Consider the following 15,912-nt stretch of genomic DNA (forward strand, 5'->3'; position numbering starts at 1 on the left):
AAACCATTGAGAAGGGGCGCAGCCCCTATTCCCAGCCATCTGAAATCAGAGACTGCTCCTGCCCGGCGCTCAGGGGCTCGCCCCCACGCAGGTCTGATAATGCATCAGCCACAGGGCCACTGCCGCCGGAAGCGGGGGCATAGCTCTGCCCGTTCTCTCCCTCTGCCAGGATCTTTTCAGCGCGGATCTGCCACTGGCCCTGACCAGAGCGGCAGGCCAGCCCGACTGTCTGCTGACCCTGAACCTGGGCTGCAAACTGGCGGCAGATGCCCGCCTCTGCAGTCTGGAACGTGGCAACCGGCATCACCTGCACCGTGTCGTCTGGCTGGCCATGAATCGAACCACTGGGCGTCTGCTCAAGGGCCTCATTCAATGCCTCGGCCAGAGTACCCTGGCGGGAATCGCCCGGCGACAGTATAAAGGCACCGGCAGCTACCAACAGGGTGACGCTTGCCGCCGTGGCATAGGCCCAGCGGCTGAACGCCGGTTTCTTCGGGAATTCCACAACTCTGGCGCTCTGCCCTGAACCGGTGTCTGACTCCGAAGACGATTCAGCAGACTGGCCACGGGCCGCGTCGATCAGCCGCTGGGGAACCGGCTCATCAAGGATACTGTCCAGGCCGCCGCTGATCAGCTGGTCAGATTCGCGAAGCCGGGCGAGAAAATCCCGGGCCTCGGTGTCTTCTGCCAGAAGCTTTTCCACGTCGGCAACCTGATCAGGTTCCAGCTCCTGGTCAGCGTAGGCCATGATCTTTTCAAAATCGTGATCGTTCATTGGGTTTTCTCCCCATAATGTTCCGAGCCCTGTCCCGGCCCGTCAGACGACCCCAGCTCAGCCTGCACCCGGCTTCTCGCCCGGTACAGCCGGCTCATCACCGTGCCTTTGGGCAACTCCAGCATGTCGGACACTTCCTGGTAACTGCGCCCCTCAACGGCAATCAGCAGCATGATTACCCGCTGCTCTTCCGGCAAAAGTTTCAGCACCTGCGACACCCGGTCCAGCATGTTCTGGTTCTCCGCCGCCTTTTCGCTGCGGGGATCCCGGGTTTCCGGCACCGCCTCTGCGTCCAGCGATACGGTATCGCTTCGCTGGCGCCGCTTCTGGTCAATCCAGGTGGTCTGGATGATCCGGTACATCCAGGAATCCAGGCGAGTACCCGGTTGCCATTGATGCTGTTTGCGCAAGGCCTTCTCGCAGGACTGCTGAACCAGGTCGTCGGCGTCGCTCAGATTGCCGGTCAGACCGGTGGCGAAACGACGCAGTTTTGGCAGCAGGCTGACCAGTTGCTCACTGATGTCTTCTGACATTTAAACGTCCTGTAGCTACAACGGGGAGAGCAACGGTTTTATTCCTTTGCCCGGTTCGTTTTTTATCCCTTGATGGCCTGAACCACCGATCATGCGGCCGCGTACCTTATGATCACAGGATGAAATACCCTCACCCAACGGAGCGGCAAACCGGCCATGGCAAACCTGATACTGATTCTCGGCGACCAGTTAACCACGGATATCAGTGCCTTAGAAGAGGCCGACCGTGAAACTGACCAGATTGTCATGGCCGAAGTGCATGATGAAGCCAGCTATACCAACCATCACAAAAAGAAACTGGTTCTGCTGTTCAGCGCCATGCGACATTTCGCGCAACAGCTTCGGGATCAGGGCTGGTCTGTGCTCTATCAGAGCTACCACCCGGATAATCCGCACCAGTCTCTGGAAGCGGTACTGGCACATCATATACGTGAACAGGACGCAGAACGGGTCATAACCACCGAATGTGGCGAATGGCGCCTGCATGAGCAGATCAGTCAATGGCATGAAACCCTGGGCGTGCCCGTGGAAATACGCCCGGACACCCGTTTTTTTGCCAGCAAACAGGAATTCAGCGACTGGGCAGAAGGCCGCAAACAGCTGCGGATGGAGTTTTTTTACCGGGAGATGCGTCGCAAGACCGGACTGCTGATGACTCCCGACGGCAAACCCGAAGGTGGGGAATGGAACTACGATGCTGACAACCGCCGGAAATGGACTGGCAAGCCACCCGCACCCGCGCCTTTCCGTGTAGAACCGGACCCCGTGACCCGGGAAGTGATCGAACTGGTCGACACCCATTTCGCCGACCATTTCGGCACCACGGACGACTTTCATTTTGCCGTCACCGCCGAGGAAGCGCAGCGGGCTCTGGACCACTTCATCGACTTCGCCCTGCCCTGTTTCGGCGATTTTCAGGACGCCATGTCAGACGACGAGGACTGGCTGTTCCACGCCATTCTGTCGCCCTACATCAACTGCGGCCTGCTGGACCCGCTGGCTGTTTGCGAAGCGGCAGCAAAGGCCTGGTATGCCGGGCAGGCGCCGATTAACGCCGTGGAAGGATTTATTCGCCAGATTCTGGGCTGGCGGGAATTCGTTCGGGGCATCTACTGGATGACCATGCCCGGCTACGCCAAGGAAAACCGCCTGGGCAATACCCGCGACCTGCCCTGGTTCTACTGGACCGGCGACACGAAAATGCGCTGCATGCACAAGGCCATCGATGCCACCCGTCGTAATGCCTACGCCCACCATATCCAGCGTCTGATGGTCACGGGTAATTTCGCGCTGCTGGCTGGCGTGCGCCCGGAAGAAATCTGCGACTGGTACCTGGCGGTCTACGCCGATGCCTATGACTGGGTGGAGCTGCCCAACGTTCTGGGTATGGTGATGCACGCCGACGGCGGTTATCTAGGGTCCAAGCCCTACGCCGCCAGCGGTAAATACATTCAGCGCCAGTCTGACTACTGCAGTAACTGCCAATACAACGTAAACAAAAGCACGGAAGATGACGCCTGCCCGTTCAACTCGCTTTATTGGCACTTTATTGACCGTCATCGGGACGATTTCGCCAACAATCCGCGAATGGGCATGATGTACCGGAACTGGGACAAACAGAAACCCGAAAAACGGGACGCGCTGATCAGGCGAGCAGACTTCCTGCTGGCCAATCTGGATAGGGTTTAATACGCACAGCGAAATCGCCGGTTGGTGCTATCCTGATTAGAAGTCACTATGCCAACCGGATACGGAAAGCCTGCAGATCATGGAACATATGAAGGGTGTATTGGCAGTCTTGCTTGCGATTCTGGCCCTGCTCGGGCCGGCACAGGCGGAGGACATCAAGCTTTATACCTTTCCGGCACCGCCCTATCAGATTGTCAGCGAAACACCGGGGGCAGGTACTGAGGTAAGCGGGCTGACCGTTGATACCGTTGTCTGCAGCGCGGACCGCGCCGGCCGAACCACCCGTATCCATGCATCGCCACCCAGGCGGGCCATCCAGCTACTGATTAACAGTCAGATTGATGGCTATTTCGCTGTTGACCCGTCGACCTATCTGGACCAGATAGCATCCCGCACCAATCCGGTTTCCCTGGAAAAATGGCATCTGATCTCCCTAGCCGACGGGGAACCGGCGGAAGCCCCAAGAATGGGTGCCGTTATAGGCAGCAACGAAGAGGCCTGGCTGCGCTCCCGGGGCAAAGACATTTTTCTCACCGTCACGACGTCGGAACAGCTGATCGCCCTGCTTCATCGCCAGCGGATTGACCAGGCGCTGATGGATCACCGGGTGCTGGAATCCCTTAGCGACACCAGCGGGCTTCGCACCCAGTTCCTGCGCTACGTACCACTGCATGTCTATTTCAACAAAGATTTTGCAAGCCGCAACCCGGGGTTTATTGACGCTTTCAACCGTGAAATCCCGCGCTGTATTAACAGAAGTTTTGACCTGGATGAATCCGAGACCGGCGATATCCGCGCTTCAGCCTATGATCTGTTCCGCGAACTGCAGGCGCTTATTCCGATGGAGGACGCCATACGTCAGGGTCCACAAATCAACAGTCTTTCGGAAATCCTGAATCTGGACGCTCAATGGCAGGCGTTGGCGCCCAGCCACTATTCAGACATGGCCCGGCGCGTTGCGGATCAGGACGCGTCCGTGGCCATGGCCCAATGGCAAAAGCGCCATGAAACATTGGTCACTGAAGTGATGCTGACCAACAGTGTTGGCACCCTGGTTGCCATGAGCCAGTTGACCTCGGATTTCTGGCAGGGAGACGAGCCGAAATTCGAGCGCCACATTCGCGGGGACACACGTGATATCTACGTTTCTCCCATTCGCTACGATGCATCCACCTCTCGCTTTCAGGTGACGGTCAGCATGCCGATTATTCGCAAGGGGCAGTGGCTTCCGGCGGGGGTGCTGGTGATCGGGCTGGATGTTGAACAGGCGCTGAAAGCCGAAGGAAACGTTCACTATCTTACCGGCGTTAACGGAAAGGCCAGCCCCTAGGCTAGGGCGGACCGATCTCGCAGGCCAGCACCAGCGCCCAGAATTCGGAAAAATCGTTCACCACCACGTCGGGCTTGTCCGGATGCTTATGGGTGCCGGGGAATATCTGGTTAAGCCAGGGCTGATCCCACTGGGCGCCATTGAAAAACACGGCGGTCATCCCGGCGCGCTTGGCGGCAATCACATCCGTGGTGCTGTCGCCCACGTACCAGACGCTGGGGTCCGCCGGGTAATGAAGTTTTTCGGCAGCCAGCAACAGCTGGTCCGGGTGGGGTTTGCGCAGGGGCACGTCGTCACCGCACACATTCACCTCAAACAGGTGGGTCCAGCCGGTGTCCTCCACCGCCGCTAGTTCATACTCGAAAAATTCCCGGTCACGGTTGGTGATGACACCTACCTGAATGCCCAGCCGTGCCAGGCCTTCAAGCACATCGCGCACCCTTGGCTCAAAGGCTTTGACCGTGCCGTAATGGTTGCGGTAATGGCGATTGAATGCCAGATGAGCGGCGTGTTTTGCGTCCTGATCGTCGCCGAACAGCACCTCGAAAATATCGGTGCGGGAAATCTTGCGGTCGGCTTTTACCTTCGGGTGCAGCCGGGCGAATTCGCGAACATGGGCCACCAGCCGGGCGTCCTCGGGCGTTTTGCTATCTTCCGGCGCCAGCATCCGGTCAATCAGCCCCAGGCCTTCAAACTCCGGGAACATATCGTCCACCGCGTGGTACATGGCGTCCAGGGTATCTACCAGGGTGGCGTGCCAGTCGAACAGCACCACCGCCGGCCTGATCAGCCGGACCACCGCCGGGTGCCAGTCGGGCTCTTCCCTGGGGGTCGGACGCACCGGTTTCGGGAAGGGCCGGGGCCGCACTTCCGCCGGTGCGGCCCGGAAAGCCTCCGGCTGCTTTCGTTCCAGCAGGGCCAACAGGTCCATCAGTTCTTCGAAGCTGTCGACAATGGCAGACGGGGCGTCCCGGCTGGTAAACCAGCTGCTGATGCGCTCGGGCTCCCAGCAGGCGCCGTTGTAGAAAATACCGGATACCCCGGCTCGGTTAGCCGTCACCATATCCACGAAACTGTCGCCGACGTACCAGGCGGTGGCGTCCACGGGCAGATCAAGCTTTTCCAGCGCCCGGGTGATGACCTCCGGGTCCGGTTTGTATTCGGTGACATCGTCCGCACAAACGGTGGCATCGAACAGTTTCTGCCAGCGCCCTTCGTCCACGGTTTGCAGTTCTTTATCCAGAAACTCCCGGTTGCGATTGGTAGACACCGCCAGCCGGATATCCATCTGTTTGAGAGCGGTCAGATAGTCATAGGCGCCCTGCTGGAACGGGCGCACCTTGCCGAAATATTTGCGGTAGCATTCGTTGTAAGCCTGATGGGCAATCAGCCGGGCCTCTTTGTCATCACCGAATATGGCGTTGAAGATGTCGGTACGGGACACCCTTCGTTCGGCAAGAATTCGCGGGTGCAGGCGCCGGAATATACGGATGTAACGCACCAGGCGGGCATCGTCTGCGGTGCGGCATTTGCTCTCGGGCAGCAGCCTTTCTACCAGGCCGAGTTCCTCCAGCTGGGGGAGCATCTCTTCCATGGCGCTGAACATGGCATCGTGGGTGTCTACCAGGGTTCCGTGCCAGTCAAACACCATCACTGAGGGTGCGGGTAGCTCTTCACTGAATTGGGCCATCGCGGCTTCCTGTCTGGTTCCGTTGTTTCCGGTTTCCGTTCCTCTAACTTGCACTACTTGTTATAGCACCGGCAAATCCCTTTGCGCCTTCCTGGCACCGCACAAAGCCCTGCGCACCAAACACGGGCGCTGAACCATCGTTCAATTTTTGGTCAGTTTCCGGGTGCGTGTTCTTTCAATTCCAATAAAAACAAATGCTTTTAAATCGACGACCGCTTTCTGGCACAGCAGGTGCAACACCTACACCACGGGTCATGACTTGTTAGTACAAGTGCAATCAAACGGGAAGGAACGAACGATGAGAGAGCTAAAACTAATTACGGCGATGACGCTGTGCGGATCACTGGCGCTGTATACCAGCGCTGCTTCCGCAGACACCATCCGCGTCGGTATCGGCCACCAGAGCATGGTCACCAACACCATCCCCGGCGGCATCATCCTTGAGAAACTCGAGCTGTTGGAAAAACATCTGCCGACTACCGGCAAATACGAAGACGTTGAGTACGAAATCATCTACCGGGATTACGATTCCGGCCCGCCCATTACCAACCAGATGCTGGCCGGCAAGCTGGATTTCGGCGTGATGGGGGACTACCCGCTGATCGTGAATGGCGCCAAGTTCCAGGAAACCGGCAAGCAGGAAACCCGCTTTATCGGGGTGACCGGTTACAACCTCCGCGGTACCGGCAATGGCATTGTGGTGCCAATTGATTCCGACACCCAGAGCCTGGCAGACCTTGAAGGCAAAACCCTGTCGGTCCCTGTAGGCAGTGCAGCCTGGGGCATGACTCTGAAAGCCCTGAGTGAAGCCGGCCTGAGCGACAAGGTACGGATCGTCAACCAGAGCCCCGCCGTTGGCGCGGCCAATATCCAGGCCGGCCGCATCGACGCCCATGCGGACTTCTGTCCCTGGTCGGAAATCATGGAGTTCCGGGAAACCGGCCGCAAGATCTACGACGGCAGCGAAGCAGAAATCCCCACCTTTCACGGCACCGTGGTCCGCAAGGAATTCGCCGATGAATACCCGGAAGTTGTTGAGGGTTATCTGAGTGCCACCCTGGAAGCCCAAAAATGGATCCAGGACGACCCCATGGAAGCGGCGATTAAGGTCTCGGAGTGGACCGGTGTGGAGAAGGAGGTGCTCTACCTCTACTTCAGCGAAGGCGGCATCACCACTTTCGAAGCCAGCGTCAAACCGCAATGGATAGACGCCCTGGAGTACGACCATGCCCTGCTACAGCGGGAAGTGGAAGTCCCCGACCTGGACTTTGGTCGCTGGGTAGACGACAGCTACCTGCGCAACGCCTACGACACCATGGGGCTGGATTACGAAGCCATGGTGAGCTCGGTAGTAGAGACCCAGCCGAACAATCCGGACTTCGCCCCCGCTGAGATCTGGTTCGCCGACCAGGGCATCGTCACCTACGACTCGGTAGCAGACATGCTGGATGCCATGGAATCCGCCAGCGAAACCATCAACGCCACCTATGTCTACGACAACCTGACCGGCCTGAAGCTGTTCGGAAAGGCGTCCTACATGGTGCGTGACGACGACGGCGAAGTGGTGGCCTTCCTCAAGAAAGCCGACTCAGAGAAATACATTGCAGATAACGGCGGCACCCCGGTCACACCGGAAAACGCCCTGGCAATGGCCAATTGATGGTTTGCCGGGCAGTCACCGAACACGGCTGCCCGGCAATGATCTGAGGAGCAAGAACGATGGATAGCAAAAGCAACGCGGCACTGCGGACTGCCGAACCGCTGGCCGAAGCCGGAACAACCTCCGGCTTGAAAAGACAGGATTCAGAGCAGCCCACTTCGCCGACCCGGAATGCGGCGCAGACAAGCGAAGCGCCCAGGCGCCTCCAGACCGGCTGGCTGAAAACCATGGGCCCCAGATACCTGGTGCGGATTGCCGCCCTGATTGTTGCGGTTCTCCTCTGGGAACTGGCTTCAACCCGGGGATTCAATTTCTACATCAACTTCGACAATATCCCTGCCCCCTCCGTGGTGGGCAGTGCACTGATCACAGAGCTGACCGGCCAGGAATTCTACCTGCACATTCTTCACAGTCTGGAGCGTGTGGCTATTGCCTACCTGCTCGCAGTTATCATTGGCGTGCTTCTGGGCGTGGCCATGGGCCGTTCGCGCTGGGCCGAGGACATCATCCTGCCTTACATCGAGCTGTTAAGGCCGATTCCGGCGGTGGCCTGGATTCCCCTTGCCATCCTGATGCTGCCAACCGAGCAGTCCAGCATCATCTTCATCACCTTCCTGGGCGCTCTGTTTCCGGTGATTCTGAACACCGTACACGGCGTGGAGCAGACCAACGGGGTGCTGGTGCGCGCCGCCAGAAGCCTGGGTGCCAGCCGCACCGCCATTCTGTGGCATGTGGTACTGCCCGGCGCCATGCCTTCGATCGTTGCAGGCCTGGCAATCGGCATGGGCGTGGCCTGGTTCTCGCTGCTGGCCGGCGAAATCATCAGTGGCCAGTACGGCATCGGTTACTACACCTGGAACTCCTACACCCTGATCCAGTACCCGCAGATCATCATCGGCATGCTCACCATCGGTGGCCTGGGCACACTCTGCACCCTGCTGGTCCGCAAGGGCTGCAACCCGCTGCTGAAGTGGCAAGCCAAAGGAGGTCGCTCATGAACGAAGCTCTTGCAAACGACAATCGCCTTGCCGTGCTGGATCACAGCCGCTTACAGGCGAAGTCCGGCACGCCCGGAGCAGAACGGGGCCGGATTTCGGTCAGGGACGTGGACATTGTATTCGATACTGCAAGCGGCCCTCATACGGCGGTGGAGAATGCCAGCCTGACAGTGCGCCCCGGCGAATTCATTTGCCTGCTTGGCCCCTCCGGCTGCGGTAAATCCACCCTGATGAATACCATCGCGGGGTTCGTCACACCATCCAGTGGTGAAGTGAGAGTGGACGGTGTCGCTGTGACTGAGCCCGGCCCGGATCGTGGCATGGTGTTCCAGCAACACTCGCTGTTTCCCTGGAAAACCGTCAAGGAAAACGTGGCTTTCGGCCCGCTGATGTCTGGCGTGGGCAGCCAGGAAGCCAACAGCGTTGCCCGCACCTTCCTGTCGCTCGTGGGGCTGGCCGCTTTCGAGAATGCGTATCCCAACACCCTGTCGGGCGGTATGCAGCAGAGAGTGGGCATCGCCCGCGCCCTGGCCAACTACCCCAGCGTGTTGCTGATGGACGAGCCCTTCGGCGCCCTGGACGCCCAGACCCGGATCATGATGCAGGAAAACCTGCTGGATATTTGGCGGGAGTTCCGCAACACCGTGGTATTCGTGACCCACGACATTGACGAAGCCGTGTTCCTGTCTGACCGGATTGTGGTGATGAGCGCAAGCCCGGGAAAGATCATTGCCGACATCGACGTGGATTTGCCAAGGCCCAGGGAGCAGTCCCTGCTGACCAGCCCGGAGTTCATGGCCCTCAAACGCCAGTGCCTGGATCTGATCCGCAAGGAAACCCTCAATGCCTTCAAGCAACAGAACAGGGCGGGGTGAACCCATGGACTTTTCAGACCTGATTTCGCCCCAACTCGCCATAACCTGTCATAACAACCGGGAGGATGCGCGATGAGTAACGTGACCCAGATGATGGCCGGGCAATCGCCGCTGCCATTGTACGTCCAGATTCGTGACAACCTGCGCCGGCAGATTCTGGATGGCAGCTATCAAGTACACGAGAGGCTGCCGTCGGAAAACGAAATGATGAACACCTTCGGGGTCAGCCGGATCACCATCCGCCAGGCCCTGCGGGACCTTCACAACGAGGGCCTGGTGTTCAGTGCCCAGGGCAAGGGCACCTTCGTCAGCAAACCCAAAGCAGTACAGAACGTGCAACGTCTGGAAGGTTTCGGCGAAGCCATGGCCGCCCAGGGCTACGAGGCGTCTGCGCGAGTGCTTAGCATCCAGCAGATGAAGGCGCCGAAAGCCGTGGCCGCTGCCCTTGACCTTCAGCCCGGCGATGAGGTCGTTGAAGTCAAACGGGTGCGATACCTCAACCGCTCACCAGTGTGCATCGACAACAGCTATTTCCCCATGGATATCGGGAAACAGATGTTCAGCCTGGACCTGTCCGGCGACATTTTCCCGATGCTGGAAAACCTGTTCGGCATCCCCCTCGGCGGCGCCGACATCGGACTGGACGCCGTGCTGGCGGACGCCGAAACCCAACAACACCTCAACCTGAAGACCGGCGAAGCCATTCTGCGCGTGGAGCGACTCACCCACAGCCAGGAAGGCCGCCCGATCGACTTCGAGTACCTCTGCTATCGCGGTGATTCATTCAAATACCAGTTCCGGATTGACCGGAAATAGGAGCGCACTATGAAAATCAATGACATTCCTGTGATCGAAACCGACATCCTGGTGATCGGTGGAGGCACCGCTGGCCCCATGGCCGCCGTGACCGCCAAGGAACAGAACCCGGACCTGAACGTGATGCTGCTGGAAAAAGCCAACGTCAAGCGTTCCGGCGCCATCTCCATGGGCATGGACGGACTGAACAACGCTGTGGTACCCGGCCATGCCACGCCCGAGCAGTACGTCAAGGAAATCACCATCGCCAACGATGGCGTTGTACATCAGCCCGCGCTGATGGCCTACGCCACCCGCTCCTTCCCGATGATCGAGAAGCTGGACAGCTGGGGGGTGCACTTCCAGAAGGACGAAACCGGCGACTACGACATGAAGAAGGTCCACCACTTGGGCACTTACGTGCTGCCCATGCCGGAGGGCCACAACGTGAAGAAGATCCTTTACCGCCGCCTGCGCCGCAACCGGGTGCAGATTGAAAACCGCTTCACTGCCACCCGCCTTCTGAAGGACCCGGACGGCAATATCGCCGGCATGATCGGGGTGAATACTCGCACCGCTGAGCCCATCATCATCCGCGCCAAGGCGGTGATCATGGCCACCGGTGCCGCGGGTCGACTGGGGCTGCCCACTTCGGGTTACCTGTTCGGCACCTACGAGAACCCCGCCAACAACGGCGACGGCCACGCCATGGCCTACCACGTCGGGGCCGATCTGGCGAACCTGGAGTGCTTCCAGGTGAACCCGCTGCTGAAGGACTACAACGGCCCGGCCTGCGCCTACGTGACCGGCCCGCTAGGTGGTTTTACCTCCAACGCCTTCGGTGAGCGTTTTATCGAGTGCGACTACTGGTCCGGTCAGATGATGCTGGAATTCTTCAAGGAACTGGAATCCGGCACAGGCCCGGTGTTTCTGAAGCTTGATCATCTGGCGGAAGAAACCATCGAGGAAATCGAAACGGTACTTCACACCAACGAGCGCCCGTCACGGGGCCGCTTCCATGAGGGCCGGGATGTGAACTACCGCCAGCGCATGGTGGAAATGCACATTTCTGAGGTGGGCTTCTGTTCGGGGCATTCGGCTTCAGGCGTGTGGACCGATGAAACCGGCGCCACCACCGTGCCTGGGCTCTACTGCGCCGGCGACATGGCCAGCGTGGCCCACAACTACATGCTTGGCGCCTTTGTGTACGGCCAGATCTGCGGCGAAAGCGCCGTCGAGTTCGCCAAGGACCGGGGTGAGCCAAAGCTCGACGAAGATTTCATCAAGCAGGAACTTGAGCGTATTCAGGCGCCCATGAAAGTGGCCGACGGCATCCCGCCGGAGCAGATGGAATACAAGGTCCGCCGCCTGGTCAACGACTACCTTCAGCCGCCCAAGGTCACCAAAAAGATGGAAATCGGGTTGGAGCGGATCCTGGCCGTGCGTGCCGACGTCGGCCAGCTCTGCGCCCGTGATCCCCACGAGCTGCTGAGAGCCATGGAAGTGCAGTCCATTATCGATTGCGCCGAAATGGCCGCCCGCGCCTCCCTGTATCGCACCGAATCCCGCTGGGGCCTTTACCACTACCGCGTGGACTATCCGGAGCAGAACGACGCCGAGTGGTTCTACCACAGCCGTCTGTTCAAGGACGAGAACGGCCAGATGGCCAGCGGCAAACGCCCCATTGCGGATTACCTGGTATCCCTGGGTGAAGAAAAAGACGCCTACCGCAAGATGCGGGTCCAGAAAGCGGCTAACGGCTGATATTCCACCAAACAGATTCCCTGAGAGAGGACGAACACATGCCTATCGCCAATCACCATTCAAGCGTTCCCGTCATTGTTGACGAGGATAAATGCATCGCCGACAAAGGCTGCACCGTGTGCATCGACGTGTGTCCGCTGGACGTGCTGTGGATCAACGAAGCCACTGGCAAGGCCCACATGAAATACGACGAGTGCTGGTACTGCATGCCCTGTGAGGCCGACTGCCCCACTGACGCCGTCACCGTCAACATTCCCTACCTGCTGCGCTGAGGTAAGCCATGAAAACCTACGACGATCCCGAACTGCAGGCTATTGCCGTCAAACTCACCTCCGACGACCCGGGCATACGCCGGGTGGCGGTCATGGACCTGGTGGATTCCGGCGAACCGGAAGCCGTCGAACTGGTGATCCACGCTCTCAACGACCCGGACACCAACGTGCGTCAGGAAGCGGCCAAGGTGGTGGACGAATTTGAAGCTGCGGATATGGCCGATGCCCTGATTGCCGCCCTGGGCGATAACGATGAGGTGGTACGCAACAGCGCCGCCCACGCCCTGGCCGACCTGAAAGACCCGGCCGCCGGCGAGCCTTTGCTGAAAGCCCTGGACAACAGCACCGACGCCTTCGTGGTTTCCGGCATTCTGCGGGCCCTGAAGCCCCTTCGCCTGGCAGGTGCCCAGAGCCCGGCCCTGAAGTGCCTCAGCGATGGTGACCCCCGCGTGCGACGAGAGGCCGTGGCCGTCCTGGGCTGGCTGAAACAGACCGAAAACCTGCCGGCCCTGGTGGAAACCGCCCAGCGCGATGAAGACCCGGAAGTGCGCCGGGCGGCCACCGGTGCCCTGGTTTATGCCAGCCCGCAACAGGTGGGACAGGCACTGATCGGTCTGCTGCAGGACGGCCACTGGCAGGTGCGCTGCGAAGCCGCCAACAGCATTGGCAAGCTCAATCATCAGGCAGCGGTCCAGCCGTTGATGGATGCCACCAAAGACCAGCTCTGGCAGGTCCGCGAAAAGGCGGTGGATGCGCTTGGGAAGCTGGGCTCGACCGACTCGATTCCGGTGCTCGGCGAGTGCTCGAAGGATGCCATGAGCAACCTTCGCAAGGCCGCCATCGGCGCCCTGGGCGCCATCGCCCACAGCGACTGCCGTCCGTTTGTGGAAATCGCCATGGACGACCCGGACCCGGACGTTCGCAAACTGGCCCGCTGGGCCATGTCGAAACTGGACGCTGCGGCCTGATTCACCGGCCGGCCCGTTCCGCACCGGGCCGGCCGATGGACACCGAATTAGAGGAGAGCACCATGACCTTTGTTGTGACTGAGAACTGCATCCGCTGCAAATACACCGACTGCGTGGACGTCTGCCCCACGGACTGCTTTCACGAAGGCCCCAATTTCCTGGTGATCAACCCGGAAACCTGCATTGACTGCAGCCTGTGCGTGGCCGAGTGCCCGGCCGATGCCATCTTCGACGAGAAAGACCTGCCCGTGGATCAGCGCCATTTCATTCAGCTGAACGCGGATCTTTCGCAGATCTGGCCGGTGATTGACTCCACCTCGAACCCGATGCCGGAAGCTGAGCAATGGGTGGATCAACCGGACAAGCTGCAGTTTCTGGAACGCTGAACTGTCCCTCAACTTGTCATAACGAGTTGCAAGAATACGGAGGCCACAATGTCTGCACAGACCCTGGTAGAACCACCGAAAGAAGTCCGCCTTAAGCGCAAACTCAACGAGCTGGAGCTGAGTTGGCCCGATGGCCTGACCTCGCGGCTGAGCTGCCTGATTCTGCGCCGCTCCTGCGCCTGCTCACACTGCACCCAGGCAAAGCGCATGGGTCGCCTGAGCCTGATCGATGCCGACATTGGCATTGAAAAAGTTGAGCTTTCCGGTGTTAGCGGCCTGCAGTTTTTCTTCAGCGACGGCCACTACCGGGGCCTGTATCCCTGGGGTTTTCTGCGTGAACTGAGCGAGCAGGTGTCATGAACCAGACGTTGCGCGCCATCGACACCCATTGGTGGGCCCCTGCGCGGCTGCGCTATCCGGGCACTGCACTGTGTGTGGTGCTAGCGCTGGCCGGCAGCTTCCTGGCCAATCATTACGGTGCGCCTGCGCTGGTGTTGGTTCTGCTCCTGGGATTCGGATTTGCCAGCCAGGCCAGTGATACCCGGCTGCAACCCGGCATCGCCTTCTGCAGCCGCCAGGTTCTGCGCATCGGCATTGCCTTTCTGGGTGCCAGAATTGGCGTGGAACAGCTGATTACCGTTGGCAGCCTGCCACTGCTGATGGTGCTGACCTGTGTGCCCATCACCATCGGCTCCGCGCTGCTGCTGGGCAAATGGCTGGGGCTGCCCACACTGCAGAGCCTCGTGGCGGGTGTGGCAGTGGCCATCTGCGGTGTTTCCGCTGCCGTTGCAGTTGCCGCCGTGATCCCCCAGGGCCGCCTGGAAGACCGCCGATTGCTGGGCGTGGTGGTGGGCGTTACCGCCCTGGGCACCCTTAGTATGCTGGTGCTGCCACCGCTGTTTTCATCACTGGGTTACAACCAAGTGCAGACCGGCCTGTTGCTGGGTGCCAGCATTCACGATGTAGCCCAGGCCGCAGGTGCGGGCTACCTGGTGTCGGACACCTCCGGTGATATCGCCACCTTGACCAAACTGCTGCGGGTCGCCCTGCTGGCACCGCTGGTTCTGCTGCTGGGCGCGATGCTGAACCGGAATAACACCGGAAAGGCCGAACACCCCTGGTTTCTGCTGGGTTTCATTGCCCTGTTCGCCATGAACAGCCTGGGCTGGCTGCCCGAGAATTTGCAGGATGCCCTGACCACCGCATCCAAAGCCTGCCTGCTGATTACCATGGCCGCGCTGGGTATGCGCACCAGCCTGTCTTCACTGATTGCCCAGGGCTGGCGGCCATTTGCGCTGCTGGCCATGCTCAGCACCCTGCTTGTTATCACTGCCATGACATCCATGGCCGCCTTTTCACTGTGAAAGTTAAATGATCTAGCCAACACGGAGGACTATCCCATGGCTGCAATTGGAACCGAAAACGTCATCAGCGTTCACCACTGGAACGACACCCTGTTCAGTTTCAGAACCACCCGCGACCAGAGCCTGCGCTTTGAAAACGGCCACTTTGTGATGATCGGCCTGCCGGTCGACGGCAAGCCCCTGCTGCGCGCCTACAGCATTGTCAGCGCCAATCATGAAGAGTACCTGGAGTTTCTCAGCATCAAGGTTCAGGACGGCCCGCTGACATCACGGCTGCAGCATCTGCAAGAAGGCGACTCCCTTTACATTGGCCGCAAGCCCGTCGGCACCCTTGTCATGGGCGACCTGAACGAAGGTAAGAACCTGTACCTGTTCGGTACCGGCACCGGCCTGGCCCCCTTCATGAGCATCATCCGCGACCCGGAAACCTACGATCGCTTTGAAAAGGTGGTGCTGGTGCACTGCGTGCGGGAAGTCAGCGAACTGGCCTATCACGATTACCTGACCAAGCAGCTGCCAAATCATGAATTCCTGTCGGAAATCATCGGCGACAAGCTGATCTATTACCCCACGGTTACCCGGGAACCGTTCCGCAACGAGGGCCGCATCACCACCCTGGTTGAGACCGGCCAGTTGGCCAGAGACATCGGCCTGCCCCAGCTCAACCCTGAGACTGACCGGGCGATGCTCTGCGGCAGCCCGGCGATGCTGAAGGATCTCACCGCGATGCTCGACGGCATGGGTTTCACCCAGTCACCGCAGCAGGGGGTGCGCGGCGATTACGTGATCGAGCGCGCCTTTGTCGAGCAATAA

16 protein-coding genes are annotated in these 15,912 nt (G+C 59.6%); 13 read left to right on the forward strand and 3 right to left on the reverse strand.

Annotation, left to right across the window (positions count from 1 at the left end; translation table 11 throughout):
- Window positions 1–25: 25 nt before the first annotated feature.
- Both E5Q11_RS09080 and E5Q11_RS09085 read right to left on the reverse strand, forming a co-directional pair.
- Complete coding sequence (locus E5Q11_RS09080; protein WP_135803072.1) at window positions 26–775, reverse strand: anti-sigma factor; 750 nt, start codon at window positions 773–775, stop codon at window positions 26–28.
- Window positions 772–1,308 carry an RNA polymerase sigma factor gene (locus E5Q11_RS09085; RefSeq protein ID WP_135803073.1) on the reverse strand — a complete coding sequence of 179 codons (537 nt, stop codon included), beginning with the start codon at window positions 1,306–1,308 and terminating at the stop codon, window positions 772–774. The genes E5Q11_RS09080 and E5Q11_RS09085 overlap by 4 nt, the downstream gene beginning before the upstream one ends.
- Window positions 1,309–1,464: 156 nt before the next feature.
- Here E5Q11_RS09085 and E5Q11_RS09090 point away from each other — a divergent pair, with 156 nt between their 5' ends.
- Complete coding sequence (locus E5Q11_RS09090) at window positions 1,465–2,997, forward strand: cryptochrome/photolyase family protein (protein WP_135803074.1); 1,533 nt, start codon at window positions 1,465–1,467, stop codon at window positions 2,995–2,997.
- Between the two features lie 79 nt (window positions 2,998–3,076).
- Complete coding sequence (locus tag E5Q11_RS09095) at window positions 3,077–4,327, forward strand: transporter substrate-binding domain-containing protein (protein ID WP_135803075.1); 1,251 nt, start codon at window positions 3,077–3,079, stop codon at window positions 4,325–4,327.
- Window position 4,328: 1 nt separating this feature from the next.
- Here E5Q11_RS09095 and E5Q11_RS09100 read toward each other — a convergent pair whose 3' ends face one another.
- The gene (locus tag E5Q11_RS09100) at window positions 4,329–6,017 is read right to left on the reverse strand and encodes an HAD family hydrolase (RefSeq protein ID WP_135803076.1); all 1,689 of its coding nucleotides are present in this window, start codon (window positions 6,015–6,017) and stop codon (window positions 4,329–4,331) included.
- Window positions 6,018–6,315: 298 nt separating this feature from the next.
- Here E5Q11_RS09100 and E5Q11_RS09105 point away from each other — a divergent pair, with 298 nt between their 5' ends.
- The 11 genes from E5Q11_RS09105 (at window position 6,316) to E5Q11_RS09155 (ending at window position 15,912) form a co-directional block, all read left to right on the forward strand.
- Window positions 6,316–7,677 carry an ABC transporter substrate-binding protein gene (locus tag E5Q11_RS09105; protein ID WP_135803077.1) on the forward strand — a complete coding sequence of 454 codons (1,362 nt, stop codon included), beginning with the start codon at window positions 6,316–6,318 and terminating at the stop codon, window positions 7,675–7,677.
- Between the two features lie 227 nt (window positions 7,678–7,904).
- Window positions 7,905–8,675 (forward strand): ABC transporter permease, encoded by a 771-nt coding sequence (locus E5Q11_RS09110; protein ID WP_135803389.1) that lies wholly within the window; start codon window positions 7,905–7,907, stop codon window positions 8,673–8,675.
- Complete coding sequence (locus E5Q11_RS09115) at window positions 8,672–9,550, forward strand: ABC transporter ATP-binding protein (RefSeq protein ID WP_135803078.1); 879 nt, start codon at window positions 8,672–8,674, stop codon at window positions 9,548–9,550. Before E5Q11_RS09110 ends, E5Q11_RS09115 begins: the two co-directional genes overlap by 4 nt.
- 72 nt (window positions 9,551–9,622) lie before the next feature.
- Window positions 9,623–10,366 carry a GntR family transcriptional regulator gene (locus E5Q11_RS09120; protein ID WP_135803079.1) on the forward strand — a complete coding sequence of 248 codons (744 nt, stop codon included), beginning with the start codon at window positions 9,623–9,625 and terminating at the stop codon, window positions 10,364–10,366.
- 9 nt (window positions 10,367–10,375) lie between these two features.
- On the forward strand, window positions 10,376–12,109 hold the full coding sequence (locus E5Q11_RS09125) for a fumarate reductase/succinate dehydrogenase flavoprotein subunit (protein WP_135803080.1): 1,734 nt from the start codon (window positions 10,376–10,378) through the stop codon (window positions 12,107–12,109).
- A 38-nt stretch (window positions 12,110–12,147) separates the two neighbouring features.
- Window positions 12,148–12,381 carry a 4Fe-4S dicluster domain-containing protein gene (locus E5Q11_RS09130; protein ID WP_135803081.1) on the forward strand — a complete coding sequence of 78 codons (234 nt, stop codon included), beginning with the start codon at window positions 12,148–12,150 and terminating at the stop codon, window positions 12,379–12,381.
- Window positions 12,382–12,389: 8 nt separating this feature from the next.
- Complete coding sequence (locus E5Q11_RS09135; RefSeq protein ID WP_135803082.1) at window positions 12,390–13,349, forward strand: HEAT repeat domain-containing protein; 960 nt, start codon at window positions 12,390–12,392, stop codon at window positions 13,347–13,349.
- A gap of 62 nt (window positions 13,350–13,411) precedes the next feature.
- Window positions 13,412–13,735, forward strand: a complete 324-nt coding sequence (gene fdxA / locus E5Q11_RS09140; protein WP_135803083.1) for a ferredoxin FdxA — start codon at window positions 13,412–13,414, stop codon at window positions 13,733–13,735.
- A 48-nt stretch (window positions 13,736–13,783) separates the two neighbouring features.
- Window positions 13,784–14,095: a DUF971 domain-containing protein gene (locus E5Q11_RS09145; protein ID WP_135803084.1), complete on the forward strand. Its 312-nt coding sequence runs from the start codon at window positions 13,784–13,786 to the stop codon at window positions 14,093–14,095.
- On the forward strand, window positions 14,092–15,099 hold the full coding sequence (locus E5Q11_RS09150; RefSeq protein ID WP_135803085.1) for a YeiH family protein: 1,008 nt from the start codon (window positions 14,092–14,094) through the stop codon (window positions 15,097–15,099). Before E5Q11_RS09145 ends, E5Q11_RS09150 begins: the two co-directional genes overlap by 4 nt.
- Before the next feature lie 36 nt (window positions 15,100–15,135).
- Window positions 15,136–15,912, forward strand: coding sequence for a ferredoxin--NADP reductase (locus E5Q11_RS09155; protein ID WP_135803086.1), 777 nt, complete (start codon window positions 15,136–15,138; stop codon window positions 15,910–15,912).

Origin of the sequence: Marinobacter confluentis (assembly GCF_004785685.1) — a bacterium.
In the GTDB taxonomy this organism is placed as follows: domain Bacteria; phylum Pseudomonadota; class Gammaproteobacteria; order Pseudomonadales; family Oleiphilaceae; genus Marinobacter; species Marinobacter confluentis.

Bases quoted from the DNA above. Each gene is read 5' to 3' on its own strand.
- E5Q11_RS09105 (WP_135803077.1), top strand. From the start codon at position 6,316: ATGAGAGAGCTAAAACTAATTACGGCGATGACGCTGTGCGGATCACTG.
- E5Q11_RS09135 (WP_135803082.1), top strand. From the start codon at position 12,390: ATGAAAACCTACGACGATCCCGAACTGCAGGCTATTGCCGTCAAACTC.
- E5Q11_RS09150 (WP_135803085.1), top strand. From the start codon at position 14,092: ATGAACCAGACGTTGCGCGCCATCGACACCCATTGGTGGGCCCCTGCG.
- E5Q11_RS09120 (WP_135803079.1), top strand. From the start codon at position 9,623: ATGAGTAACGTGACCCAGATGATGGCCGGGCAATCGCCGCTGCCATTG.
- E5Q11_RS09115 (WP_135803078.1), top strand. From the start codon at position 8,672: ATGAACGAAGCTCTTGCAAACGACAATCGCCTTGCCGTGCTGGATCAC.
- E5Q11_RS09085 (WP_135803073.1), bottom strand. From the start codon at position 1,308: ATGTCAGAAGACATCAGTGAGCAACTGGTCAGCCTGCTGCCAAAACTG.
- E5Q11_RS09145 (WP_135803084.1), top strand. From the start codon at position 13,784: ATGTCTGCACAGACCCTGGTAGAACCACCGAAAGAAGTCCGCCTTAAG.
- E5Q11_RS09090 (WP_135803074.1), top strand. From the start codon at position 1,465: ATGGCAAACCTGATACTGATTCTCGGCGACCAGTTAACCACGGATATC.
- fdxA (WP_135803083.1), top strand. From the start codon at position 13,412: ATGACCTTTGTTGTGACTGAGAACTGCATCCGCTGCAAATACACCGAC.
- E5Q11_RS09125 (WP_135803080.1), top strand. From the start codon at position 10,376: ATGAAAATCAATGACATTCCTGTGATCGAAACCGACATCCTGGTGATC.
- E5Q11_RS09100 (WP_135803076.1), bottom strand. From the start codon at position 6,017: ATGGCCCAATTCAGTGAAGAGCTACCCGCACCCTCAGTGATGGTGTTT.
- E5Q11_RS09095 (WP_135803075.1), top strand. From the start codon at position 3,077: ATGGAACATATGAAGGGTGTATTGGCAGTCTTGCTTGCGATTCTGGCC.
- E5Q11_RS09080 (WP_135803072.1), bottom strand. From the start codon at position 775: ATGAACGATCACGATTTTGAAAAGATCATGGCCTACGCTGACCAGGAG.
- E5Q11_RS09110 (WP_135803389.1), top strand. From the start codon at position 7,905: ATGGGCCCCAGATACCTGGTGCGGATTGCCGCCCTGATTGTTGCGGTT.
- E5Q11_RS09130 (WP_135803081.1), top strand. From the start codon at position 12,148: ATGCCTATCGCCAATCACCATTCAAGCGTTCCCGTCATTGTTGACGAG.
- E5Q11_RS09155 (WP_135803086.1), top strand. From the start codon at position 15,136: ATGGCTGCAATTGGAACCGAAAACGTCATCAGCGTTCACCACTGGAAC.